27 protein-coding genes are annotated in these 25,495 nt (G+C 44.6%); 9 read left to right on the top strand and 18 right to left on the bottom strand.

Annotated features, from left to right (window positions below; all coding sequences use genetic code 11):
• The first annotated feature begins 100 nt into the window (after positions 1–100).
• On the top strand, positions 101–1,156 hold the full coding sequence (locus NI464_RS00730; RefSeq protein WP_005250593.1) for an MBL fold metallo-hydrolase: 1,056 nt from the start codon (positions 101–103) through the stop codon (positions 1,154–1,156).
• Here NI464_RS00730 and NI464_RS00725 read toward each other — a convergent pair.
• The 5 genes from NI464_RS00725 to NI464_RS00705 all read right to left on the bottom strand — a co-directional run bounded on the left by NI464_RS00725 (position 1,146) and on the right by NI464_RS00705 (position 4,833).
• The gene (locus tag NI464_RS00725) at positions 1,146–1,556 is read right to left on the bottom strand and encodes a DoxX-like family protein (protein ID WP_253137600.1); all 411 of its coding nucleotides are present in this window, start codon (positions 1,554–1,556) and stop codon (positions 1,146–1,148) included. The two genes, NI464_RS00730 and NI464_RS00725, sit on opposite strands and share 11 nt — an antisense overlap.
• The gene (locus tag NI464_RS00720) at positions 1,546–1,989 is read right to left on the bottom strand and encodes a thiol-disulfide oxidoreductase DCC family protein (protein WP_253137599.1); all 444 of its coding nucleotides are present in this window, start codon (positions 1,987–1,989) and stop codon (positions 1,546–1,548) included. Before NI464_RS00720 ends, NI464_RS00725 begins: the two co-directional genes overlap by 11 nt.
• A 95-nt stretch (positions 1,990–2,084) precedes the next feature.
• Positions 2,085–3,605, bottom strand: coding sequence for a catalase (locus NI464_RS00715; protein WP_253137598.1), 1,521 nt, complete (start codon positions 3,603–3,605; stop codon positions 2,085–2,087).
• A 376-nt stretch (positions 3,606–3,981) separates the two neighbouring features.
• The gene (locus NI464_RS00710; RefSeq protein ID WP_079281087.1) at positions 3,982–4,389 is read right to left on the bottom strand and encodes a transposase family protein; all 408 of its coding nucleotides are present in this window, start codon (positions 4,387–4,389) and stop codon (positions 3,982–3,984) included.
• 39 nt (positions 4,390–4,428) lie between these two features.
• Complete coding sequence (locus NI464_RS00705) at positions 4,429–4,833, bottom strand: transposase family protein (protein WP_253137597.1); 405 nt, start codon at positions 4,831–4,833, stop codon at positions 4,429–4,431.
• Between the two features lie 342 nt (positions 4,834–5,175).
• Between NI464_RS00705 and NI464_RS00700 the strand changes: the two genes are divergently transcribed.
• Positions 5,176–5,355, top strand: coding sequence for a DUF7230 family protein (locus NI464_RS00700; protein WP_004278505.1), 180 nt, complete (start codon positions 5,176–5,178; stop codon positions 5,353–5,355).
• Here the strand turns inward: NI464_RS00700 and NI464_RS00695 are convergent.
• From NI464_RS00695 to NI464_RS00685, 3 genes are all read right to left on the bottom strand, one after another.
• Entirely contained in the window at positions 5,352–5,852 is a 501-nt protein-coding gene (locus NI464_RS00695; protein WP_005245903.1) for a hypothetical protein, read from the bottom strand. The two genes, NI464_RS00700 and NI464_RS00695, sit on opposite strands and share 4 nt — an antisense overlap.
• Positions 5,853–5,894: 42 nt before the next feature.
• On the bottom strand, positions 5,895–8,192 hold the full coding sequence (gene ptsP / locus NI464_RS00690) for a phosphoenolpyruvate--protein phosphotransferase (protein ID WP_253137596.1): 2,298 nt from the start codon (positions 8,190–8,192) through the stop codon (positions 5,895–5,897).
• Positions 8,193–8,281: 89 nt separating this feature from the next.
• Complete coding sequence (locus tag NI464_RS00685) at positions 8,282–8,764, bottom strand: RNA pyrophosphohydrolase (RefSeq protein ID WP_004278502.1); 483 nt, start codon at positions 8,762–8,764, stop codon at positions 8,282–8,284.
• A gap of 182 nt (positions 8,765–8,946) precedes the next feature.
• On the opposite strand from NI464_RS00685, the gene NI464_RS00680 reads away from it, so the two are divergent.
• Positions 8,947–9,597 carry an HAD family hydrolase gene (locus NI464_RS00680; protein ID WP_004729447.1) on the top strand — a complete coding sequence of 217 codons (651 nt, stop codon included), beginning with the start codon at positions 8,947–8,949 and terminating at the stop codon, positions 9,595–9,597.
• A gap of 160 nt (positions 9,598–9,757) precedes the next feature.
• Complete coding sequence (locus NI464_RS00675; protein ID WP_004278500.1) at positions 9,758–10,006, top strand: DUF2789 family protein; 249 nt, start codon at positions 9,758–9,760, stop codon at positions 10,004–10,006.
• Between the two features lie 50 nt (positions 10,007–10,056).
• Here the strand turns inward: NI464_RS00675 and ovoA are convergent, their stop codons facing one another.
• The 3 genes from ovoA to NI464_RS00660 all read right to left on the bottom strand — a co-directional run bounded on the left by ovoA (position 10,057) and on the right by NI464_RS00660 (position 13,684).
• A complete protein-coding gene (gene ovoA / locus NI464_RS00670; RefSeq protein ID WP_253137595.1) occupies positions 10,057–12,231 on the bottom strand; it encodes a 5-histidylcysteine sulfoxide synthase in 2,175 nt (724 codons plus the stop codon).
• A 150-nt stretch (positions 12,232–12,381) separates the two neighbouring features.
• Complete coding sequence (locus tag NI464_RS00665) at positions 12,382–13,257, bottom strand: LysR family transcriptional regulator (protein WP_005107972.1); 876 nt, start codon at positions 13,255–13,257, stop codon at positions 12,382–12,384.
• A 190-nt stretch (positions 13,258–13,447) separates the two neighbouring features.
• Positions 13,448–13,684, bottom strand: coding sequence for a DUF2061 domain-containing protein (locus tag NI464_RS00660; protein WP_005107971.1), 237 nt, complete (start codon positions 13,682–13,684; stop codon positions 13,448–13,450).
• Between the two features lie 261 nt (positions 13,685–13,945).
• Between NI464_RS00660 and leuC the strand changes: the two genes are divergently transcribed.
• The 4 genes from leuC to leuB all read left to right on the top strand — a co-directional run bounded on the left by leuC (position 13,946) and on the right by leuB (position 17,902).
• Positions 13,946–15,379 (top strand): 3-isopropylmalate dehydratase large subunit, encoded by a 1,434-nt coding sequence (gene leuC / locus NI464_RS00655; RefSeq protein WP_100534650.1) that lies wholly within the window; start codon positions 13,946–13,948, stop codon positions 15,377–15,379.
• A 99-nt stretch (positions 15,380–15,478) separates the two neighbouring features.
• A complete protein-coding gene (gene leuD, locus NI464_RS00650) occupies positions 15,479–16,129 on the top strand; it encodes a 3-isopropylmalate dehydratase small subunit (protein ID WP_004729456.1) in 651 nt (216 codons plus the stop codon).
• 87 nt (positions 16,130–16,216) lie between these two features.
• The gene (locus NI464_RS00645; protein ID WP_044111836.1) at positions 16,217–16,780 is read left to right on the top strand and encodes a hypothetical protein; all 564 of its coding nucleotides are present in this window, start codon (positions 16,217–16,219) and stop codon (positions 16,778–16,780) included.
• Positions 16,781–16,822: 42 nt separating this feature from the next.
• The gene (leuB, locus tag NI464_RS00640; RefSeq protein ID WP_064094871.1) at positions 16,823–17,902 is read left to right on the top strand and encodes a 3-isopropylmalate dehydrogenase; all 1,080 of its coding nucleotides are present in this window, start codon (positions 16,823–16,825) and stop codon (positions 17,900–17,902) included.
• 73 nt (positions 17,903–17,975) lie between these two features.
• Here the strand turns inward: leuB and NI464_RS00635 are convergent, their stop codons facing one another.
• The 3 genes from NI464_RS00635 to infA form a co-directional block, all read right to left on the bottom strand.
• Entirely contained in the window at positions 17,976–18,374 is a 399-nt protein-coding gene (locus NI464_RS00635) for a hypothetical protein (RefSeq protein ID WP_004278492.1), read from the bottom strand.
• A 144-nt stretch (positions 18,375–18,518) separates the two neighbouring features.
• Positions 18,519–18,899, bottom strand: a complete 381-nt coding sequence (locus tag NI464_RS00630; RefSeq protein WP_253137594.1) for a hypothetical protein — start codon at positions 18,897–18,899, stop codon at positions 18,519–18,521.
• Positions 18,900–19,033: 134 nt separating this feature from the next.
• The gene (gene infA, locus NI464_RS00625; protein WP_001284370.1) at positions 19,034–19,255 is read right to left on the bottom strand and encodes a translation initiation factor IF-1; all 222 of its coding nucleotides are present in this window, start codon (positions 19,253–19,255) and stop codon (positions 19,034–19,036) included.
• Positions 19,256–19,486: 231 nt separating this feature from the next.
• Between infA and NI464_RS00620 the strand changes: the two genes are divergently transcribed.
• Positions 19,487–20,494 carry an AraC family transcriptional regulator gene (locus NI464_RS00620; protein ID WP_253137593.1) on the top strand — a complete coding sequence of 336 codons (1,008 nt, stop codon included), beginning with the start codon at positions 19,487–19,489 and terminating at the stop codon, positions 20,492–20,494.
• A 92-nt stretch (positions 20,495–20,586) separates the two neighbouring features.
• Here the strand turns inward: NI464_RS00620 and truA are convergent, their stop codons facing one another.
• The 4 genes from truA to NI464_RS00600 form a co-directional block, all read right to left on the bottom strand.
• Positions 20,587–21,384, bottom strand: a complete 798-nt coding sequence (gene truA, locus NI464_RS00615; RefSeq protein ID WP_253137592.1) for a tRNA pseudouridine(38-40) synthase TruA — start codon at positions 21,382–21,384, stop codon at positions 20,587–20,589.
• Positions 21,385–21,399: 15 nt separating this feature from the next.
• Positions 21,400–22,368 carry an asparaginase domain-containing protein gene (locus tag NI464_RS00610; RefSeq protein WP_253137591.1) on the bottom strand — a complete coding sequence of 323 codons (969 nt, stop codon included), beginning with the start codon at positions 22,366–22,368 and terminating at the stop codon, positions 21,400–21,402.
• A 47-nt stretch (positions 22,369–22,415) separates the two neighbouring features.
• Positions 22,416–23,807 (bottom strand): type IV pilus assembly protein FimV, encoded by a 1,392-nt coding sequence (locus NI464_RS00605; protein ID WP_253137590.1) that lies wholly within the window; start codon positions 23,805–23,807, stop codon positions 22,416–22,418.
• 66 nt (positions 23,808–23,873) lie between these two features.
• A complete protein-coding gene (locus NI464_RS00600) occupies positions 23,874–25,460 on the bottom strand; it encodes a FimV/HubP-related protein (protein WP_253137589.1) in 1,587 nt (528 codons plus the stop codon).
• Positions 25,461–25,495 lie beyond the last annotated feature (35 nt).

Genomic DNA, 25,495 nt, shown 5'->3' with positions numbered 1-25,495 from the left:
GTGCCTGTTTTTAGTTTGTATGCTCATTAAAAGATGCACCGCTTGACCATTTCAAGAGGTTGCTGTCTTGCATATAGCGAATAATAAATAGTGGATGTTTATGCAAGATCTTCTCAAAACTAAAAAATTCCAGTTAATCACGGAATCCAGTTGGAAACATCTCTGGTCTAAGCCAGTGTTTGAGTATCTGCATTCAGATCATTTCGACGGAAAACAGTTTCGTAATCTTGAGCATGCTTCTCTATCGCGCGGTCGCTTTGATTTATATAAATGGCTCATTACCCGAAAATCCAAGACCTGGAATGTTAATCTTGACGAGGAACGTGCCGAGTTTTTTTCTCGTCCGCGCGCATTGCCACAGCAGCGTCCAGATGCAGCTCTGGATGACTGGCAAGTCTGGTTTATTGGTCACGCCACCACATTAATACAGATCGGCCCCTATAATTTTCTGACCGACCCGGTCTGGGCTGAATATGCCAGTCCATCGGCTTCCACAGGGCCGCAGCGGGTCATTCCGGCTGGCATTGCTCTGGATGAGTTACCCCAGATTGATGCCGTACTGCTCAGCCATAACCATTATGATCATATGGATCTGGCCAGCCTGGAATGGCTGCACAACACTTTTGAGATGCCGATTTATACCGGTCTGGGCAATGCCTGGTATTTGCCAGAACATTATACCGTGCATGAAATGGACTGGTGGGAAAATGCCTTTTTTGAAGAGATCCGGATTGTCTATACGCCGGCTCAACATGCCTCAGGGCGCGGCATGCGCGATCAGAACTGTGCACTTTGGGGAGGCTTTTCTTTATTACATGGCAAGGAACATTGTTTCTTTGCTGGAGATAGTGGCTACGCCTCGCATTTTAAAGAAATCCGTAAACGTCTGGGGGCGCCACGAATTGCTTTACTCCCGATAGGAGCGTATGAACCGCGTGAACTGATGCGCGCGATCCATATGAATCCGGAAGATGCCTTTCATGCCCATCATGACTTGCAGGCCAAATGCTCACTGGCGATTCATTACCGTACTTTTCAGCTCACGGATGAAGACCGGGATGCACCGGAACATGAGTTGCATGAGATCATCAAGCATTCTTCCAAGTTGATTAATCCGTTTTATTGCATACGTGAAGGCAAACGGATTATTGTTTAAAAACTTCCAGCTGTTCCTGTTGCATGAGTTGAATGGCCACTACAGAAAGCATCAACATGGCGATATTCATCACCACAGGATTGAATGCTGCAGTGAGTTGTAAAGGTGCTGTGAATACAATGAGCAGCAATAATCCAGCAAGCCCAATAATATTCAATCCATGCAAAAATATAGATCGGTTCCATTTCAGAAAGCATAAGCCAAACAGTATTTCACATCCCCCGAAAAGTCCAACCAGGATCTTGGCCAGTGCCAGCTCAAAACCCATATTTTGCCAAATACTAATTTCGGCTGGGGATTGGAACAGGATTTTTGGAATGAGTCCTTGATAGAGCCAGAGCATTGCCAAAGTCAACTGGATGGTACGAAGTGATTGTATGAATACAGGTTTAGGAGTCACGGATAGCTTCTTCCAGAAAGTGGCGTTTATTTTCGCTGGATGGAATCAGGCAATACTCGGTTTTACCAAATAGCTTGTAACGATTTAAAGCAATCACACGATACAGAAAATCCCGGATAAAACGCGGAACCAAATAACCTGCGCTCATTAAATTAAAGGGAAAACCGAGATGTTGCAGCACCTTCAGCAAGGCAGTCGATTCCGTATAGAGTGTACCATCTTGAATGACGAGCATCGTGGTGTAATGTTCGGTTGGCATCTGATAATGTTCGAGCAGTGCCGTACCTAAAGGCGATTGGGCGGAAACCAGTTTAAACTGTATCTTCTTATCGTATTGAATCAAAAACCGTGCCCAGCCATTGCAGATCCCGCAAACAGCATCAAATAAAACGATGTCGTGTTGTTGAATGATGTCTTCAATATTCGGATGCATTGTTGTATTTCTTTTTGTGCTGACTTGCTTCTATATTGCTTGATGCCGCAATAAAAAACCACCCGAAGGTGGTTTCTATACATGTCTAAACTGGCTTAGAGAAAGCTAGGCAAACCTTTGGCTGGATCGGTTTCACGTGCCGCTTGGGCATCTGCTACGGTCATGCCGAGTGCTTGTGCTACGCCTTCGCCGTAGGCTGGATCACAGCTATAACAGTTGCGGATGTGACGGTATTTGATGAAATCTAGTGCATCACCCATTGCTCCGGCCGTGTTATTAAACAGAGCTTGTTTCTGCTGGTCATTCATCAGGTTAAACAGGGCACGGGGCTGGCTGAAGTAATCATTGTCATCTTCACGGAAATCCCAGAAATCGGCATCACCGGTGATTTTCAGTGGCGGTTCTCTGAATTCCGGTTGTTCTTGCCACTGGCTGAAACTGTTCGGCTCGTAATGTGGCAATGAACCATAGTTGCCATCCATGCGGCCTTGACCATCACGGCGGTTCGAATGTACAGGACAACGTGCAGCATTAACCGGAACCTGTGAATGATTTACTCCTACACGGTAACGCGCTGCGTCGGCATAGTTGACCAGACGAGCCTGTAACATACGGTCCGGTGAGTAGCTGATGCCTGGCACCAGATTGCTTGGTGCAAAGGCAGCCTGTTCTACATCCTGGAAATAGTTTTCCGGATTGCGGTTCAGTTCGAATTCACCGACTTCAATCAGTGGATAATCGCCCTTTGGCCAGACTTTGGTCAGGTCAAATGGATGATAAGGCACTGTTTCGGCTTCCAGTTCCGGCATGATCTGAACGTACATTTTCCATTTTGGATAGTCACCACGTTCGATGGCATCAAACAGGTCGGTCTGGCTGCTTTCACGGTCTTTGGCGATCAAGTCTGCAGCTTCAGCATCGGTCAGGTTCTGGATGCCTTGCTGGGTACGCATATGGAATTTTACCCAGAAGCGTTCATTTTTGGCATTGATAAAACTGAAGGTGTGACTGCCAAAACCATGCATATGACGGTAACCGGTCGGAATCCCGCGGTCGGACATGACAATGGTCACTTGATGCAAAGCTTCAGGCAACAGTGTCCAGAAATCCCAGTTATTGGTGGCGCTGCGCTTGTTGGTTTTCGGGTCGCGTTTGACTGCTTTATTCAGGTCAGGGAACTTGCGCGCATCCCGCAGGAAAAACACCGGGGTGTTATTGCCGACCAGATCCCAGTTGCCTTCTTCAGTATAGAATTTTAAGGCAAAACCGCGAATATCGCGTTCCGCATCGGCCGCACCACGTTCACCCGCCACTGTTGAGAAACGGGCAAACATTTCGGTTTTTTTGCCGACTTCAGAGAAAATTTTAGCGCGGCTATATTGGGTAATATCATTGGTCACGGTAAAGGTACCAAAAGCACCTGAACCTTTGGCATGCATACGACGCTCTGGAATCACTTCGCGGACAAAGTTGGCCAGTTTTTCATTCAGCCATAAATCCTGGGCAAGTAAAGGTCCACGCGCACCTGCCGTCATACTGTTCTGGTTGTCGACCACAGGGGCACCAGCTTCAGTGGTCAGGTGGGTGACAGGGCATTTTTTAAAATCTTGGCTCATCTTTCCTCTCCAAGTTTTGAATATCTTATGTCGTTTACCTAGTATTCATAAAATATTGAGATATATGCTAATCAGATCAGGTTTCGCTATATTTACAATATCTTTAAATAAAGGGTGTTACAGCACAAAACGGAATTCAGGGTATAATTGAGTGAGCTCACTCAAAAAATATTTTTAAATTTAATAAAGTTTAAAATGTTGAAAATTAAATGGTTACTCTTAAAAAGTAACGGGTTTTCCACTCTGTGACAATATCAAATTCTATATATTTTGAATAACTCGAATAATGAATGGGATTAAACGAAAATAACAATATCTAAGTCGATAATATGTTTTTATCAAAGGATAAAAATAATAAGTGAATAGTAGACTTCCTTCATAAATCATTTTTTAACCAATTTAATTGTTTATCTTTCACCCAATCTAAATTGTATATGCCAGCAAGTAAATTAAACCGCAGGTTTAATCGTTTACGACGATTTCTATATACACAAGATAAAATCTTAAAACATTTCATCCTTCCAAATACATGCTCTACTTGAATTCGTCTACGACCAATCTCTTTATTTAACTTTTTTAATTCAGAATCTAGTTTTTCAGTTTTCTTTGCTTTAGATGGCATGAGGCATCCAAAACCCAATTTCTTTATCCCTAAATACCCCTTATCAACGATAAAAAAGGGCTTAAATTTTAATTTCCTCATGCTTTTTTTAAATATTTTAAAATCATGCATGCTTCCATGACTTCCACAGACACTCAGTATTTCACCTGTTGTATAGTGCATAGATAGCTGAAATTTAAAAGTATGTCGCTTTTTTTACCGCTATACCATTTCTTCTGTTTTTTTTGGACGTTGAACTAATATTTCAGTTGCATCAATCACAACAACTTCCCAATCCACTTCATCTCGATTAGGAAGTTGTTTTGGCAAGTTAAATTTTCCAGAACGGATTAAGGTATCTTCAATAACACGTGTGATACGAATTGCACTCGTTTCAGATACACCGTAACTCATACCAAGATGGAAAAATGTTCGATATTCTCTCCAATATTCTATACATAAGAGCAAACGATCTTCCAACGGTAATTTATGCGGTCGTCCTTTACCAATATGATAAGGTAACTGCTTATTTAGCTCGGCCAACATGAGGTTAAATGTAGCCCAACTAACACCGGTAAGCTTACGAAACTTAACGTCTGATAATTTTTGAATATCTTTGAATTTCATCCAAGGATTATCCCTTGAATTAAATAATTTTGCTGATTACTTTAAGATCAAATAAATTGTACGTTTTTTGATTTATGACGGAAGTCTAGTATTGTTTAAAATAAATTTTATAACTGATTTATTTTAAACGTTTTTTTAATCGAGTTTTGTTGGGCTGAAGAAACCCATAAAAATAATGAATGAAATAAGGGTGTTTTCTGGCTATAACTCCCATTTTTGCATATAGAAAATCCTGGCTAAATGGGCTTTATTTTTGAAAAAGCATTGGCAAATATGCTTGAAAATTAGTCAGTCGGCCCTATAATTATCTCACTCCTTCCTCCAAATTATATAGAGAGCAAGATGGCCAAGAAAAAAACAGCCGAGCAGGTAGTGATCCACAATTTTGTGGCAAAACACATGCATGAAGTCAACAAAAGCCAGGTTTTTGTAGATCGAAAGAAAAATTCAAAACGTGGCTACAACAAGCACAGACAAGGGCGATATTCCATGGAAGATCGCCCTTTTTTAATGGCCGCTTAAGGTCTGTAAGGTGGCTGGGGACGACGTGGGGGCTGCTTAGGATTAGTTTTAACTGGAGAGAGCGGGGCGACAGGTCGGTTGTTACGAGTTTGCGAATATTGATTTGGATACCGGGATGATGTTGTCGATTCATCCGCAATTAAGTCATTAAAGAATTTATTGAGTTTGCTTTGCACTGGTGCTTTGTGGTGAGGGGAATGAGGCTGTGGTCTGGCCTGCTGAAAACTGGCAAATTGATCTTTTTGTTGATGATAGAGTCTGGCAGCAATGACGGAGGGGTCATCTCTGCCTAAACGCCGCCGTTGCGATGCCGAAATTTCAATGCCCAATAATGGAGTCATTTTAGGCCGATCGGCATAGCTCATTGCTCGATTGCTGGCGGGGCGTATATAAGATGAACCGGAATTATGAGCTTCTTTGCGGGCAGCCAAGGCCGGTGCAAGAATGACCACATAGAACACCGCAACAATCATGAACAGGATGACCAGAAATTCCATAACCACCTCTACCACTGTCGAGGGACTGGAAAAAGTCCCGTATTAGGCACTCACCATACGTGATGCTGATTTCACCATATCCCCTAAATTATGGGTTCTGAAATAATATTCTAACCAGCTTTTTACTATGAGTGGATTGTCCATTTTTAACACATGTTGCAGCAATTCCTGTGCATCACTCATCGGAACATGACAAATGGTTTTACGTACCCGCAAAATATTACTGGAACTCATTGACAGGGTATTAAAGCCCATGGCCATGAGCAAAACTGCAGACAGTGGATCGCCTGCCATTTCACCGCAGATACTGACCGGTTTTTCATTGCGATGACAGTCCTGGACCAGACGGGTCAGAGCACGTAGTACTGCAGGGTGTAAATGTGAATAGACATTGGCTACCCGTGGATTATTGCGATCCACAGCCAACAGATATTGGGTCAGATCGTTGGAGCCGACCGAGAAGAAATCCACCAGTTCGGAAAATTCATCAATCTGATGAAGCACACTCGGCACTTCCACCATGATGCCGAGTTTTGGTTTATTTACCTTGACCTGTTCTTCTTCTTGAATCGCCGCATGGTCACGTTCCAGCAGATAGAGCGCTTCCTCGACCTCGCTGACACTGGTCACCATTGGCAGCAGAATATGCAGGTTATTCAGTCCGATACTGGCTTTGAGCATGGCGCGAATCTGTGAAGAAAAAATTTCCGGATGATCCAGGGTAAAACGAATGCCACGCCAGCCGAGTGCCGAATTTTCTTCTTCAATCGAGAAATACGGCAGGTCTTTGTCTGCACCAATGTCCAGCGTTCGCATCACTACCGGTTTATTGGCAAAATGACTGAGTTGCTGACGATAAATCGCACGTTGTTCTTCTTCGCCCGGGAAGCGGTCACGCAACATAAACGGAATTTCAGAACGGTATAAACCGACACCTTTGGCACCGCGCTGTACGCCACGCACCACATCAATCATCAGACCGGTATTGACGTAGAGTTTGACCGCTACGCCATCCGGAGTAATCGCATCTTTGGTTTCGTACTGGCGCAGATCTTTGGCAATCTGTTCTTCTTCTTTTTGAATTTCTTTATAGCGACTGCGCAGGCGACGTGGCGGATTAATAAAGACCCGACCCTGATGCGCATCGACAATCATCTCCACATCATCGAGGGTATTGATTGGCAGTTCGGTTACACCGACTACGGTGGGAATGCCAAGGGCACGCGCCACGATCACCATATGCGAGTTCATGGCGCCTTCGGTAGTGACAATCGCGGCAATTTTATCCACGGGCAGTTCAACCAGTGCAGCCGTCGATATTTCCTCACCAATCAGAATACTTTCATCGGTCAATTCACGGTGACTGGCATCGGCTTCCTGTAAACGTGCCAGAATGCGGCGACCCAGATCTTTTAAGTCCGCCACTCGCTCACGTAAATAATCATCTTCCATCTGGGAAAATTGTGCCACATGATTGTCAATGACAATTCGCACGGCGCCTTGTGCCCAGTGACCTTCACGAATAAAGGCCTTGATTTCTGCAGGCAGGGCATTTTCATCCAGCATACGCAAAAACACGCTAAACAGTGCGCGTTCCTCGGCCATCAACGCATCCTGCATTTTGTCATCTAGCGACTGAATTTCTTCGCGGACTGAATTCAGGGCGTTATCTAATAGCTCCAGTTCTTCGCTAATGTCATCCGCTTCACGGTCAGGGACTGCGGCAAGATCTGCTGGCGGATAGAGAATCACTGCACGACCTAAGGCAATACCACCGGAGCCAGAAACTCCCTGAAAGGTTTTATAGGCGGGCAGGTTGCTTGGCTTACGGAATACATCGATATTGCCGACGGCATGGGCATGGGCGATGACGCCAGAAAGCTGCGCACAGAGTGTCACCAGAAAGGATTCAGCAGCTTCAGAAAAGTCCTGTGATTCTTTGTTCTGAACCACCAGCACACCCATCACCTTACGGCGATACATCACTGGCACACCGAGGAAGGAGTTATAAATTTCCTCACCGGTTTCAGGTAAAAACAGGAAGCGCTCGTGTTTAGGGGCATTGTCCAGATTGACAATTTCCTCACGCTGTCCAACCAGGCCCACCAGACCTTCGCCGGTCTGCAAAGACACATGGCCGACAGATTCTGCATTCAGGCCTTTAGACGCCATGAGCAGATAACGCTGATTGCGTTCATCGAGGAGGTAGATCGAGCAGACATCAACCTGCATGGCCTCGGCCACATGCTTGACCATAATGTCGAGTGATTCATGCAAACTGGTGGACGCATTGATCTCCTGAACAATACGTCTCAAGGTGTCCAGTTGCATATTCGACATAAGGTCTGCTCCGTCTATTCAGAATTTCAGTAATGAAGTTTATTTATAACAATAGCCGCGTAAAAAATCTGCATTATTTATGCGATTTTTTAAGGTTTTTGCTGGGGCAGTTGCTGACACAACTCCACCAAGGCTTTGCGGTAAACATCACGTTTGAAATTCACGACTTGACCGAGTGGGTACCAATAACTGACCCATTGCCATTGATCAAATTCGGGCGGATCAGACAGATTCAACTGAATATGCTGAACGGGGGCCGTGAGTTTGAGTAAAAACCACTTTTGTTTTTGACCGATACAGACCGGATCAGAGTCCGTACGAATGTATCGATGCGGCAAACGATAGCGCAACCAGCCTTTGGTTTGCGCGACTATCTGGACGTGTTCGGGCAATAAGCCAACTTCTTCTCTCAGCTCACGATAGAGTGCCTGCTCGGGGGTTTCTCCATATTGGATCCCGCCTTGTGGAAATTGCCATGCATTATGACCAATGCGTTTTGCCCATAAAACCTGTCCAGCATCGTTTGCCAAAATGATCCCGACATTCGGTCGGAAACCTTCAGAGTCGATCATTTGGCTACCTAAAAATTGTTTAATTTATGCCTTTGCCATCGGGGAGCATTATTTCGTTATCCAACTCGAAAAAAGCAAAGTTTAAAAATGTTAAAATTGCTATGATCTTAACGAATTTCTATCGACTAGCGGAGATAGATTTACAATTTTTTTCTTAAATTTCAGTTTTAACGAGTATTTTCATGAAATTGGCGCTATTTGATCTCGATCACACCTTGTTAAACACGGATTCGGATCATTCTTGGGGAGAGTTTCTGGTCAGTGAGGGCCTGGTCGATCCAGTTCAGCATCGCGCCATGAATGACAAGTTCTATGACGATTATAAAAAAGGTGAGCTGGATCCTTATGCCTATAATGAATTTGTGTTCCAGTTTCTAACCCAACATGACAATGATTATTTGATTGAATTACATCAACTGTTCATGCAAAAAGTCATTCGTCCACAAATGCGTCCTGAAGGTTTTAAAGCCATTGGGCGCCACCATGAAGCAGGGCATACCTTAGTGGGGATTACCGCGACTTCAGACTTTATTACCGCCCCCATTTTTCGTGAATTCGGAATTACTGAAATTATTGCCACCAATGCTGAAGTCATTGATGGTAAATATACTGGTAAAGTCATCAATACAGCGTGCTATCAGCAAGGCAAGTTGGTGCGTCTGGAACAATGGCTGGAGGGTCGCAATGTAACCGAGTCTTGGGCCTATTCAGATTCGATTAATGACCGTTTCTTGCTGGAATATGCGGATCATGCGATTGCAGTGAATCCGGATGATCGCTTGGAAACTCTAGCCCAAGAACAAGGCTGGGAAATACAGGACTGGTCGATCTAATCACTCCGAACTCATTGATGTGATTATTAAGTACAACTTCGGTTGTGCTTTTTATTTGCCTCATTTGAATATTAATGTTTTTTCATAGTCCGGCTGAATCAGACATGCTATGCTCAAAAAACAGGACATGATAACAATAGTAGATTCTGAGGTATGAGATATGACTCACGTTCGACCGCGTATGACACATCTGTTCCAGCAGCTTGGCTTGGATGCCAGTGCAGAAGGTATTGAAACATTTATTCACGAGCATCAATTGCATAAAGATCTGACTTTACTGGATGCGCCGTATTGGTCAGAGGCACAACGTCAATTTTTAAGCGAGAAAATAGCCTCTGATGGCGAATGGGCGATTGTGGTAGATCAACTCAATGAATCCTTGCATGAAAATTCAACCAGTGAAGGATAAGATATAAAGCCAATCGTATGATTGGCTTTTTTTAGGCCATCACCTTACCTTTAGCGAACACGTTTCCAGATCGTGACTTGTGACAGCGTGTGTTGATACTTTCTGGCCGTTTCTCGAATCACAAAAGGCACATCTTGGGGTTCGGCCACCAATTCAAAGTGCTGGGTTAAGATATTGCTTATACCAGCCAACGTCGTGATGTTTTCCCCATCCTCCTGAAAACCGCCTAGCCACTCACTACGTGCCGTATGTTCTTCCAGCCAGGTATAGGGCGAACTCAGCATTAAAATTCCACCTATATTGATACGTTTATGAATCTGCAATAAAAAGTCTTTCGGATGATGCAGCCGGTCAATCAGATTCGCTGCCAGAATAAAATCATAGCCGCTAAAATGTGCTTTCAGGTTGCAGGCATCGGCCTGAAAAAATTCCGTTTTCGACGCAACCTGATCTAAAGCGACATCTTCAAGTGAACAGCTTTTTTCTTCGCTTAATTCACCTTCTAGTGGCAGCTGATAACGTACCCTATGGCCTTGAGCCAAATAAACTGCTTGCTGGATAAAGCGTGCCGAAAAGTCCAAACCGGTTACCTGATCAAAAGAGCGTGCCAGTTCAAAGCTGGCGCGGCCGGTAGCACAGCCAATATCTAAGGCACGATGGCACGGCGTTTGCTGAAAATAGGGTTGTGCCAGATCGACCAGTGTTTTGGCAAAATTAGCGATACCAAAATATTCGATACCATACTGGAATTCCAGATATTGGGAGACCAGCTGGTCGCTTTCATAATGCGAAGGGAAATGTTGCAATGCTTGATCAGAAGCGACGTAGCGAAAACCAGCGTGCTGAAAGAAATGCCGTCTGAAGGCGTAGCGGGAACTATATAAAGCTTCATTGCCCGCCGAAATCCAGGAGCCACCTTTCATCAGGTTATGGCGACCGTCAAAGGTCGGTGTACTGAAATCATCATAAAATGGATGCACCTGAAAACCCTGAAATGGATAGATCGGGGTTTCAGTCCACTGCCAGACATTGCCTTGAATATCGTAAAAATCACCCTGCTTGAAATGATCCACCGGACAGGAGCTGGTGCCGTATTTCAACTCGATATTGGCCTGTTCAGGACTTTGTAAATCTGGATCCAGGTCTGAAACGGCATACAGGCGATACCATTCATCTTCAGTCGGCAAGCGAATGGTTTTTCCAAGCTGTTGCGATTTCCACTGACAAAAGGCCTTGGCTTCATGATAATTCACTTCTACCGGCCAATCCCAAGGCATCGGCACTTCTTCCAGCATCAGTCGCAGTGACCAACCCAATTCAGTTTTGCGCCAGAAACAGGGATGAGCAGCTTGTGAAAATTGCAGCCAGCCTAGACCTTCTTCACTCCAGTAGTGTTCGGTCTGATAGCCATCAGCTTCGACAAAGGCCAGAAATTCCTGATTCGATACCAGATATTTGGAGGCTGCAAAAGCTGCAACCTCGGCTTGATGCCGGCCGTATTCATTGTCCCAGCCATAAAATGGATGGTTAAAATCTTTCTGTAAATGCACTTTGCCTTCCGGCACATCCAGCAAAATATTATCCGGGGCCATGCCGGTAATAATATTGGCACGCCATTGCGGATGCTGGCGTACATGTTCCAAAGCATGCTGGCGGATCAGCACAGAAGAAGTTTCCAGATGGATCCGTTCATGTTCGATGCCCATGATGATGGTCCACCAAGGGTTTTGCCAGTTTAAGGGTAGAGTTAGCGGAGCATGTTCAAGGATGTTCAGGATCAGGGCGCGTACCTGATGCCGATAATCACGGACTTCCTGCACACTGGGCCAGTCATAGTGCACTTCATCCAGGTCATCCCAACTCATCTCGTCCACACCAATCGCGAAGATACTTTCAAAATGCGGATTCAGGCGTTCGCTAATTAGCTTGCTGAGCAGCAGTTTATTGACAAAAAAAGTGGCGGTATGCGCAAAATAAAAAATCAGTGGGTGACGTAAAGTAATGGGCTTGATGAAAAAAGCATCTTCATGCTTGAGGCATTCAAACAGTTGCTCATAGGTGTCAAAGGTATTCAGGAAATATTCGCGCAGGCAGTGCCGGGCAGTCTGTTCATCGGCAAAATCAAGTGCCGGCGTGGGCAGCAGCATTGGTTTGGCCGAAAGCCATAGGCTGCTTGTATTTGTTTTATCTTGAGAGTGGGATTTTAAGGGAGAATCGAGCTGCATCCGTCAGGCTCCATCGAATAGTTTTAAGCATTCCTCTGCACTGCAAAAGAATGGAATTGTCTTAAAAATACTCGAAAGATATCGCCAGATGGGGTGTATTTAGGTAACAAAATGCTGCACCGTTTTGGATGCAGCATGTTCAGGAACGGCTTAAATAGACAGCGAGGCACCCTGCATGAGCTGAACCAGAGCCTGAGCTGCTTTGGACTGAGTACGACCGGGATGCCAGACCATGCCCAAACGACGGTTCATTTCCAGATTAATATCCAGCTGGTGCAGGTCATGATTGACCAAAGTTTTTGGCAGTACCGACCAGCCCAAACCAATTGATACCAGCATCCGGATTGATTCCAGCGGATTGTTACTCATACTGACTTTCGGTTTGATGCCCTGTTTCTCAAATTCGGCCAAGGTGATTTGCGAGGTATAGGTCTGTGATGATGGCAACAGGCTTGGATAGTCGAGCAAATCTTCCAGACACAGATTTTTTTGCTGTGCCAGCGGATGAAACGGTGCCACCACAAAGACCAGAGGATCATTCCAGATGGTTACGTAATTCAGACGCGCATCACCACGGGGCGGCAAGGTTAAAAATGCCAGTTCAAGATCGCCGGCAATTACCTGTTCATGTGCTTGCTCGGAATCAACAAAATGCACATCCAGGGTCACGTCCGGATATTCCTGGACATAATGGCGCAAATGACTCGGCAGATGATGCAGGCCGATATGATGGCTGGTACCAATTTTTAGTTTGCCCTGTACCTGACCCTGTTCATGGCTCAAGGTATAATGAATATCACCGAGTTCATTCAGCCAGTTTTTCACTTTAGGCAACAGCGAATGCGCCGCGTGGGTGGCCTGTACGCCACGTCCGGCAGATTCAAACAGCTTGACCCCAAAGTATTCTTCCAGACTGTGAATACGTTTGGTGACAGCAGGCTGGGTAATGAAGAGCTGATCTGCGGCCAGAGAAATCGAACCGGTTTCCATGACTTTCACGAAGGCTTCAAAGGCTGCGAGATTCATCTTAATCACCTATAAAGAATTTTTATGTGTAAATCTATTATTGTTATATTTTAAGAATAAATCAAAGCAAAATTAGCTCATCTATGTTGCAGTGCTGAATTACTATACATTTTCAAAGCCTTAGAATTTTAAAAACTAAAAAAGACCACCTTTAAGGGCAGTCTTTCATCAGGAACCTCGACCGAAGAATTTAGACGGTAATGTCCTCATTCTGCTGTTGGTTATTACGCTCCCAGATTTTTTCATGGAAGAAGAAAGCAACTGCCTGTACCGTTGGCTCTAATAAACTTAAGGCAATGGCCATCGTCAAACTGCCGGTCACCAAGTAACCCACAATCATCGCCACAGTAATGTGCATAATGTAGTAGCTGAAGGTTTTTTTGAACATGCGCTGGTTGTTGTCTACGAAGCGTTGAATATGTGCCATGTCGAAGTTCCTCAAAATCATCATTTCTGTCGATGAAGAAATAATAATAATTCTCATTTAATTTGTAAAAGCGAATATTTTTTATAAATCAATCGGAAAATTAGATTTATAAAAATAGAGCTCAAGCATGATTTGATTCAGCTTTTAAAAGATTCCAAAAAGTTTTTTAACTGATAAAAATGATAAATTAGATTTATGTGATTGCAGCGATATAATCAAAATCAGAGAAAGAATTTACCCAGTCCAGTGGAGTACATCGACATGGCAGGCGCAACCCAAACAGCAAAAACATTATATGATAAATTGTGGGACGACCATTTAGTAACGCAACGTGATGATGGTTCTGCCTTACTGTACATCGACCGTCACTTATTACATGAAGTGACTTCTCCACAGGCCTTTGAAGGTTTGCAATTGGCCGGGCGTAAGCCATGGCGTTTAAGTGCCAACATTGCCACACCGGATCATAACGTACCTACCTCGAAGAAAGAGCGTGAGCAGGGCGTTGCCGGAATTGAAGATGAAACTTCGCGCATCCAGGTGCAAACTTTGGATGACAACTGCAAGACCTTTAATATTGTTGAATTTGATATTAATGATATCCGTCAGGGCATCGCGCATGTGGTCGGGCCGGAGCAAGGCTTGACCTTGCCGGGCATGACGGTGGTATGTGGTGATTCGCATACGGCAACACATGGTGCTTTTGGCTGTTTGGCGCATGGTATCGGGACATCCGAAGTTGAACATGTATTGGCGACCCAATGCTTGGTTCAAAAGAAGATGAAAAACATGTTGGTACGCGTTGATGGCAAATTAGGTCAGGGCGTAACACCGAAAGATGTGGTCTTGGCGATTATTGGCAAGATTGGTACTGCAGGCGGTACTGGTCACGCGATTGAATTTGGCGGTCAGGTCTTCCGTGACATGTCTATCGAAGGTCGTATGACTGTGTGCAACATGGCGATTGAAGCCGGTGCCCGTGTCGGCATGGTGGCTGTCGATGAAAAAACCATTGAGTATGTTAAAGGCCGTCCTTATGCGCCGACTGCAGATCAGTGGGATCAGGCTGTTGCTTACTGGAATACTTTACATTCAGATGATGACGCATACTTTGACACGGTTGTTGTATTGCAAGGTGAAGAAATCGAGCCACAAGTGTCTTGGGGTACTTCCCCTGAGATGGTGATTCCGGTCTCTCAAGCAGTACCGACTTTAGAACAAGCCAAAGATGATGTACAACGCAATGACTGGAACCGTGCTTATCAATATATGGGCTTAAATGCAGGTCAGGCATTAGCAGACATCCAGTTAGATCGTGTATTTATCGGTTCGTGCACCAACTCGCGTATTGAAGATATCCGCGCTGCAGCTGAAGTAATCAAAGGTCGTAAAGTCGCATCTTCAATCAAACAGGCGATGGTGGTTCCGGGTTCTGGTCTGGTCAAAGCTCAGGCAGAAGCGGAAGGTCTGGACAAGGTATTTGTCGAGGCGGGCTTCGAGTGGCGTGAACCTGGCTGTTCAATGTGTCTGGCGATGAATGCTGACAAGTTACAACCAGGCGAGCATTGTGCCTCGACTTCGAACCGTAACTTTGAAGGTCGTCAGGGCAATGGCGGTCGTACTCATTTGGTGAGTCCAGCCATGGCAGCCGCTGCTGCGATCGCAGGTCACTTTGTTGATGTTCGTTCATTCTAGTTTAAGCCCTCATCCCGACCTTCTCCCAGAGGGAGAAGGAGTTCCCTCTCTTTGTAGGAGAGGGGTAGGGAGAGGTTACGAATTCGTTGGGAAATAAATATGAAAGCTTATACCGTTGAACAAGGTATCGTTGCACCTTTAGACCGTGCCAATGTCGATACCGATTTAATTATTCCAAAACAGTTTTTGAAATCGATCAAACGTACTGGTTTTGGTGAAAATTTATTTGATGAATTGCGTTACTTGGATGAAGGTTATCCAGGTCAGGACAATTCAGTTCGTCCGATCAATCCGGACTTTGTCTTGAACCAGCCACGTTATCAGGGCGCATCTATTTTAATTTCACGTGCCAACTTTGGTTGTGGTTCTAGCCGTGAACATGCGCCGTGGGCCTTGAGCGAATATGGTTTGCGTACCGTGATTGCGCCAAGCTTTGCTGATATTTTCTTTAATAACTGTTTTAAAAACGGTATGTTGCCTGTGATTTTGGCTGAAGATATTGTTGAGCAGTTATTTAAGGAATGTGCGGAAGATGAAGGTTATCAACTGACCATTGACTTGCAAGCACAAGAAGTTCGTACCCCTACGGGTGAAAGCTTTAAGTTTGAAGTCGATCCATTTCGCAAGCATTGCCTGTTAAATGGTCTGGATGATATTGGCTTAACTTTGCAGGTGGCGGATGATATTCGTGCCTATGAAGAAAAAACCAAACAATCGCGTCCTTGGGTATTTGCCGAAATTCATGGATAAATCAGTAAAAATTGTCATGGCATGACTGCGATGCCCTTGCTAATATCGGAAGATTATTGAGTTTTTTGATTGGGTAAGACAGACATTATGGCGAATTATTGGAAACAGTGGCTTGCTTTAAGTTCAGTATCGGTGCTGTTGACTGCATGTCAAAGCATCGACACGATGAAACTCAAACATGCCAAAGAAAATACTGAGAGCAAAAGCAATGCCCTGATCTACTGTACAGGGACGCCAGATTGCCAGTTCGAACGCTTCAATCAGACCATTATTGTCAACGCCGACAATGGCCGCATCAGTGATGAGGCGCTGAAGCAGAAACTGGTGCGCTTGAAGGCCAAAAATTTAAATCAGGCCAACCCGATTTATTTATCCGTGCCGGCAGGACAGCATGAACTGGTCGTGCGTTTCTATCCGATCAGTAAGGATAAAGCGGAAACTTTACATGTATTCCATCGTTTTCAGGCCAATAACCGCTATAGCTTAAAAATGTTCCGTGACCGTAGTGCGCGTAGCAGCAGTTTATTAAATGCTTCGGCACCGGATCCGCTCTGTGTAGATCTGGTACAAGAGCAAAAAACCATTCGTCGTTTTTGCAAACCCTATAATGCAGTCACCGGGATTGCAGAGTTTGTAGAAAAGAAAATCTAACCTCTGTCAGGTCTGAATCTGACGTTTTAAACGGAAAATCTCATGTCTAAACAAATTTTGATTTTAGCTGGTGACGGTATCGGTCCTGAAATTGTCAAAGCGGCAGAGCAGGTGCTGACTCGTGTAAATGAAAAATTTAATCTCGACTTGACATGGGAACAGGGTTTACTCGGTGGTGCAGCCATTGATGCGCACGGTTCACCGTATCCAGACGTGACTTCTGAACAGGCTAAAAAAGCCGATGCGATTTTACTCGGTGCCGTGGGCGGTCCAAAATGGGACACGATTGAGCGTTCAATCCGTCCGGAACGTGGTTTATTGAAATTGCGTAGCGAACTGAATCTGTTTGCTAACTTGCGTCCAGCCATTCTTTATCCGCAACTGGCTGATGCTTCAAGTTTGAAGCCTGAAATCGTAGCAGGTCTGGATATTCTGATTGTGCGTGAGTTAACGGGTGGTATTTACTTCGGTCAGCCACGTGGTATCCGTGAACTGGAAAATGGCGAGAAGCAAGGCTACAACACTGACGTTTACTCAGAGTCTGAAATCAAGCGTATCGCTAAAGTCGCTTTTGAAATGGCCAACTTGCGCGGTGGTAAAGTATGTTCAGTGGATAAAGCCAATGTGCTTGAAGTGACTGAGCTGTGGAAACAGACAGTGACTGCGCTGAAAGATGCCGAATACCCTGAAATTAATTTATCGCATATGTATGTCGACAATGCCGCAATGCAACTGGTGCGTGCGCCAAAGCAGTTTGACGTGATTGTCACCTCGAATCTGTTCGGTGATATCCTGTCTGATGAAGCTGCGATGTTGACCGGTTCAATCGGCATGTTGCCATCGGCATCTCTGGATGAAAATGGCAAGGGCATGTATGAGCCTTGTCATGGTTCTGCACCAGATATCGCCGGTCAAAACCTGGCAAATCCATTAGCGACGATTCTTTCGGTGGCGATGATGTTGCGTTATACCTTCCGTGAAGAAGCGGCTGCTAAAGCGATTGAAGATGCAGTAGGTCAGGTCTTGGATCAAGGCTTGCGTACGGCAGATATCATGTCTGAAGGCATGCAAAAAGTCGGTACGGTTGAAATGGGTCAAGCAGTCGTTGCTGCATTGAACTAAGCCTGTTTTGATTCAAAAAAACGCAGCCTTGAGCTGCGTTTTTTTATAATAGAAATTTCAAAGCTTAAACCCCTTAACAGGTTCGGCCTGTGGTGCGTACCGCGGTCGCAATATTATCTTTGAGTAAGAAGGTGATTTTACATTGCAATTTGACGTCGTAGCCGCCGGCAGGACTTACTGAGACAGGAATCGGTACAGTGCCTGTTCCTGTGGCAGGAAACTGCGCTACAGGCAAAGGAATGGTAATGGGCCGTTGTACCACATAGCTTAATTGTTTTGCGCTGCGTTCAGGCTCACTGATCTGCTGGTAACCTAAACGTTTTAGATCCAGAGTTTGATCGATCAGTTGGCTGCTTTGCCCAATGAACTGTTGTAAATAGGCATCACGCTGCGCAGTTGTTGATGAGGTGGTGCTGCATGCATTAAGCAAACTGAATGCTGTACAGCATACTAAAATCAGTGTGAACTTCATGAGCTGTCCTCACACCAAATAAAATGAGTGTAAGCGCATTCCATGCAAAAATACTGTTGTGATTTGATACACGGTAGAAGTTTAGCGTGGTGAGGTTGATCCCTGATTTAATCCGATACAGGCTTTGAACTCGATGAGTACAGCTCAGCAAGCTCTACCGGTAAAGCGAATCGCCTGAACAATTTCATCTTTCAAGTCAAACCAGATTTGGCATTTCATCTCAATGTTATAACCACCATTTGAGGGCATCGGCATTGGTGCGCCGATCGGAATGCTCTGACTAATATTCGGCGTTTCCATTGGAATATTCATATCCCGAAAAATAGTGTAGCTGAGAAATTCTGTGGTTTGAATCGGTTGCTGGGAGGTCTTGAATCCAATGGCACGAAGATCAAGCTGGCTACGAACCTGTGCGGCAGTTTGACCTACATAAGGTTGTAGAGACTGATGCAGATGCTGATTGCCGCCGGTAGCGCACGCAACGACAAACAAGCTGGAAAGTAGGGATAAGCATTTCATATTCATTGTTTTTATACATGTTATTTTTAATTCAATGAATAGTCGTGAATTTATAGGCCTGAGTCAAATTATTTTACTGATTGATAAATAATTCAAGTAATAAAAAAGCCACTAAAAGTGGCTTTTGCTTGCGCTAAAACTTAGCGTGCACGATATGTGATACGACCTTTAGTCAAATCATAAGGTGTCATTTCAACCTTCACACTGTCGCCAGTTAAAATACGGATATAGTGTTTACGCATTTTACCAGAGATGTGGGCAATCACTTCGTGACCGTTCTCTAAACGTACACGGAACATAGTATTAGGAAGCGTCTCGGTGACAACGCCTTCGAACTCGATGAGTTCCTCTTTATTGGCCATAGCCTACCTGAATGAATAAATTGGAAAGGCGCAAATTATAGTCAATTTTTTTGCAAAATACAAGACGAAACGGGCGTTAGACTGATCATCTGCCAGTAAAATAGGCGAACTGTCACGATAATTTTTTTAACTAAAAAGACACCTGTTTCTGTTGTCAGTTTGGTCAATCACAGTTAATCTAAAATTAATCTTTTTAAGTATAAATGAAGTACATACAAGGAAGGCTTTTGAGTGAGTCAGCTAACGGATGCATCAGTCGTATTGCGTTTAGGCTATCAGGCGATTCGTCGTGCGGGGTTGCCAACAGAAGAACTTTTGACCAAAGCAGGAGTGGCTTTAAATCAGGTAGAAGCCAATGACCGTACTCCGCTGAGTGCGCAGTATGCCTTTTGGGTGGCGGCAGAGGAAGTCAGCAAGGATCCGGATATTGGATTGCATCTGGGTGAGCACCTGCCACTTTATCGTGGTCAGGTCATTGAACACCTGTTTGTTTCATCTGAAAATTTTGGTGAGGGACTGAAACGTGCTTTGGCTTATCAGCGACTGATCAGCGATGCCTTTGCTGCCAAATTGGTGATTGAAGATGACCGCTGCTATTTAACCAATGGTGAACAGCCTTTTGCTGAGAGTCTGGTGAATCGTCATTTTACTGAATGCGCCATGTCAGGTGTCCTGCGTTTCTTTAAATTTATTACCGAAGGGCGTTTTGAGCCGATTTATATCGACTTTAATTTTTCCAAAGGGGCACCTGATGATGAATATTTCCGGGTTTATGAGTGTCCGGTCAGTCTAGGTCAGAAAGAAACCCGTTTGTACTTCGATTCGACTATCCTGGAATATCCGCTGTGGCAGGCTGAACCTGAGCTGTTGCAGTTGCATGAGCAACTGGCCATTGAAAAGCTACAGGAACTGGCAAGATATGATCTGGTCGGTGAAGTACGTCGTGCGATTGGCTCTACTTTAGAAAGTGGTGAAACCACACTGGAAACGGTAGCAGCCCAACTGAATATCACGCCACGCCGTTTGAGAACACAACTGAGTGAGGCACATACCAGTTTTCAGCAGATTCTCTCGGATTATCGCTGTCGTCTGGCCAAGCGTTTGCTGGCGAGTACTAATGAAAGTGTAGAACGAATTGTTTATTTGACCGGTTTTTCCGAGCCAAGTACCTTCTACCGTGCCTTTAAACGCTGGACCAATGAGACGCCGGTGGAATATCGGAAACGGAAGCAGCGTTAAAAATCCCTCCTAACCTCCCTTTAAAAAAAGGGAGGAATTCCCCTCCTTTTAGGAGGGGTTAGGGGAGGTAAATATTCTAAAAAATTTAAAAACTATTCCGGCATATTCAGCCAGTGCGGACCTAAGGGTAATTCAGGTAATTCAAACTGCGCCGGATAGTCGGCATGAATAAAATACAAACCATCTGCTGGCGCAGTCACACCAGCAGCTTTACGGTCTTCTGCCGCGAAAATATTATCAATATGATCGGCAGCATACATGCCCTGACCAATTTCCAATAAACATCCCATGATATTGCGCACCATATGGTGCAGAAAGCCATCGGCTTGAATATCCAATACCAGATATTGACCATGCTGAATCAGGTGGCAATGGCTGACATGACGAACGGGCTGATTGGACTGACAGGCTGCGGCGCGGAAGCTTTCAAAGTTATGCGTGCCTTCAAACTTTTTCGCGGCGTATATCATCTGTTCAACATCAAGCGGTGCATAGACATGGGTGACCTGTTTATGCAGCAATGCCGGGCGGACAGGGTGGTTGTAGACCACATAGCGATAGCGGCGCGCCTGTGCCTTAAAACGGGCATGGAAGCTGTGATCCATTTCTTTGATCCACTGGATCGAGATGTCTTTAGGGAGTTGGCTATTGCAGCCCATGAGCCAGCCACGTTCAGAACGCAGGGCATCGGTATCAAAATGTGCCACCATATTGGTCGCATGTACTCCGGCATCCGTGCGGCCGGCACCCTGCAGGCTAATCGGTTGATCGGCAACTCGGCTCAGTACTTTCTCAATGGTTTCTTGCACACTTGCAACACCCGGCTGTTGAGTCTGCCATCCTCGATAATGCATCCCACAAAACTCAATTCCCACCGCAAAACGTTGCATAATGACCTCAAAACCTTATTGATCGTACCAATGACGATGCCATTGCTCTACAGTGTCGTATTGTAAATACATTTTTAGGGCTTTTGCATACAGATCCGCATGTCCATAACTTTCATTCAGCAAAATTTTGCAATGATTGACCCATTCGGCAATAGCATAGCGCTGATCCGTCGCACCAAAAGGCACTTGGGTGGTCAAGACGGAAATACAGCCCTGCTCATAGAGTTGATCAATGAGTGCAATCATGGCGTCATTGACCGCCAGGTTGCCAGTGCCAAAACCTTGCAGAAATAAAAAATGTGGTGGTCGAGCCAATAGGTTGTTCAGGTTATTCAGCTGCTGGGTCAGATCAACTGGCTGCATCATGATGCTCATGCAGTTGAATTCAGTCGCTTTCGTAATATCTTCAGCTTTGATCTGATAACACGCTTGACTGGTTTGGATTGCAATATTGGCCTCAAGACCGGAAAAGGCATTTAACTCAGTAGTATGCTGTTTCAGTGCAGTTTGCGCATGTAGCAGCTGATGATGGAATGCCAGATAGACCCCAGCGCTACATTCGCTGACGGAATCTAGTGCAAATTTCAGGTTATCTAGGGCATCACTAAATTCACGCTGTTCATTGCCTTGAGCATTCAGCAGCGGATATTGGCTACCGGTCAGTACCACATGCGCCGAGTTTCCAATAAAATGTGCCAGTACTGCACTGGCATAACTCAGCGTATCTGTACCGTGAATAATCACAAAATGCTGGATCTGCCGCGATTGCAATTGCTGAATAAACTGTACCAGTTGCAACCAGTCGCTTGCTGTACAGGCACTACTGTCCTTAATGGCGGGTGCATGATGGCATTCGACGAAATACTGCTCTGCAAGTATCTGTTCGAGCTTTGGAATAAATAAATCAGCAGGCATCGGTGCAAGAGGATCTCCCACGCAGCCGAATGTGCCACCCATATAAATTAATGCAATATTTTTTATCATAAAAAAAGCAGCCAATTATTGACTGCTTTAGTGTAAATCGAAATGCATCAGGATGCGATTTGATTTAGTAATTGCTCTGCGCGTTGCTGTTGTTCAGGAGTATATTCAGCTTCTCGCTCGGCAATGATTTCACGGGCAGCGGCGTAGGCACCGAGTTGAATATATTGCTGGGCAAGATCCAGGTTAAGACTTGCTTCATTAACATCCAGTAATTCCGGGAAAGATTGTACGAGTGGATCATGCTGGTCTACGGCTGCCTGAGCTGGCGTAGCAGGGAGATCGAAACTCATCACTGTTGCAGCAGGCGCTTCTGGCGTGGTTTCTAAATGATCTAATTTGAAATCCATGCCTGATAGATTGGTTTGTGACGCTGGTTCTGCCACAGGTGCTGCAGCTGTCAAGCTAGACAGGTCAAACTCAGTCGCTGGCACTGCAGTTTTCTCAGCTGCTGGTACTGGCGTGTCAAGCGAGAAAGAAAAATCTAGAGGCTTGATTTCTTCATCGCTAGCCGGTAACTGTTCATTATTAGTGCTTAAATTGAGATCAAGATCAAGATCAGGAATCTGATTAAGATTCGTTTTATTTTCAGAATCTGTTTCTAGGCGATCAGAAGCTACAGAAGAAATTTCTGACGTTGTTGGCTCTACTTTAAAAGATTCAAAATCAAACTGAACTTCATTAACCACTGATGGTGCTGATTCAGTCGGCACACTCTGAGTAAAGCTGCTCTTTGGATTAAAGTCAAAACTGTTGTCTTGTTCAGGCTCAGTCTTTGTTGCGGTGGTTGAGGCAGGCGCAGCACTTGGCTTAAAATTAAATTCAAGAGGTGCTGGTTCTTCTTTAACTGGCGCACTTTCTTGTTGTAGTTGCTCGAATGCTAAACCAGCTTTTTTATCCACAGGAAGTGATGTAAGACTCAATTCATCAAAATCACTTGTATTCGATGCGGGAACAACAGACTTAGAAACTGGATCTGGTTTAACTGATTTTTCTCCTTCATAGGCGCTTCTTTTTTCTTCAGCCTGAGAGAGAATTTCATCGATTTTCAGAGTACGAATATGATTAATCAGTTGAGTAATTGCAAAATCATCTTGCTGTAAGATATGAATATCCAATAACAATAGATAGAGTTCATGCTGGGAATTATCCCGATTCAGTGCCTGGTTAATCTGTGCTTCGGCCGCAAAAAAATTACGTTCCTGAATCAGGCCTTCAATTTTCTTGCGTGTTTCTGTTGATAATGGCGTTGCTGATTTTTTTGTGACCCCGACTGGCTCCACTACTTTGGTTCTTTGTGGAGCAGCTTTTGAAGCAGAGCCAGGTTTTTTCGCTTTTACCGTTTTAGTTTTTGCTTTATCTGATTCTTGAGCATCTTGTCGTTTTTTAAAGACAATTAATACGATGATCAATATCACTAATGGAATCACATAAATCAGCATGTTTTACCCCTTGGGGATAGAGTAGTTTAAGTTCGCCTATCCCAATAAATCGTCATGTGTAACTTTTTAATTAATTGGCTTCTTATCTGCTTGTTGGGCTTTGAGCTGTTGTTGTAGCTGGGCCAGACGCGCATTTAATAACTGAATTCTGTGATCCTTCTGATTGAGTGCCAATTCTAATTCAGTTACGTTTCTCTGTAATTTAACGGTTTTTTCTCGGGCTGTCATAACTTTTAATGACAATTCCTTTGATGTTTGATTGCGTTCTGTGTTCTGGTTTGCAGAAACTTGCCCGGAATCGCGCTGGTTCTCAGCCACTAGGCTCATTTCTGCCTGATTCAGGCGGTATTTAGTCTTGCCAGTAGGCTTAGACGGTAGCTCGGTTTGCTTTGCCGCAGTGACTTTAATAGGCGCAGGTGTAGGATGAGTCGTATTTAAGTTCAATGCAGCACCTTTACGTAGACGATTGGCATTTCCTCCAATAAAAGCATGCTCATTGTCTTTTTTAATTTGTTGCATGACTTCATTGACCGGGCGCTGCTGCTGTTGAGCAATTCGTGCTGCAATCCCCCACAGTGACTCATTGGATTGAACGACATAAGTAGGTTGAGTCTGATTCGGAGTTGCTTTGACTGGTGAAGCTTTTGTAGTAACTGGAGCTGGAGTTTTCACCGGATTAGCTGATCCAGTTGATTTTCTGGCTTGTTCCTCAGCAAATTTTTTCACCAATGGATCACTGGAAGCAGTTTGATGATCAGAATGGGACTCTACAGCTTTCTGCATATTTGCTTTATTTGGTGCTGATGCACTTTGATTTGCTGGTATCGTACTGGTTGGTTTATCTGTAGTCGAGACTGCTGCAGGAGCCGGCGATGCAAGAGTTGCTTGTGAGGTCTTTACTGAATCTGAAAGCGCCGGTGCAGTTTTAACTGGGGCTGGAGTATCGGGTGCAGTTACAGCCTCGCTTTTCAGTACAGGCGTAATCGCTTGAGCCTGAATCGCTGGAGTTGATGCCATTACAGCTGGCGCAAATGCAGTTTTTGGAATAGAAGTGTTCGATAATGTCGGTGGTGCTGTGCGTTGCAATGCCAACGGCTTTTCTAGAGCCGGTAGCTTATTTAAGGCTGTGGAGGCTGCCGTATTGTAATGGCTACTTACGGGTAAGTTGAGTGCAATATCTTTTTCACTGACGACGACAACTGGTGCAAGCGGACGTTCATTCTGTTTGAGACTAGCTTTTAATAAATCAGTTTTAGCTTGTAAGGGCGTACGGATATGTTGCAGACGTGCAGCATTGCCTTCCTTGATTTTGACAATAATATTCAGCTCGCGCTCTGTCATGGGGCGAGAAGAAGTAATAGTAATAACCCCGGTGCCATTATTGCTGCGCCGAGTAAAAAAGTTCAGATGACCAGGTGGCTGATGCGATGCACCTATCGAGAGTAAATCTTCAGGTGAAGCCAGACTGACTTCAATCGGCAAATTGATATCAGACTGCCGAAAAGTCATTTCTGCGTAGAGTAATTCCCCAGGGGCAGACTGAATCTGAACCGGATCTACATTAATCGCATAAATATTTTGTGAAGCGACAATGGCTAAAATGGCAAGCTTTAATTTGTTATATACAGTCATCTTAATCGTGAGCTCAGTCATTATCGCATAGCGAAAATTATAGATTAACGGGATGT

Source organism: Acinetobacter lwoffii (genome assembly GCF_024129685.1).
Lineage (GTDB): Bacteria > Pseudomonadota > Gammaproteobacteria > Pseudomonadales > Moraxellaceae > Acinetobacter > Acinetobacter lwoffii_X.
The sequence above is the reverse complement of the archived record's forward strand: the minus strand, read 5'-3'. Positions and strand labels throughout refer to the sequence as shown.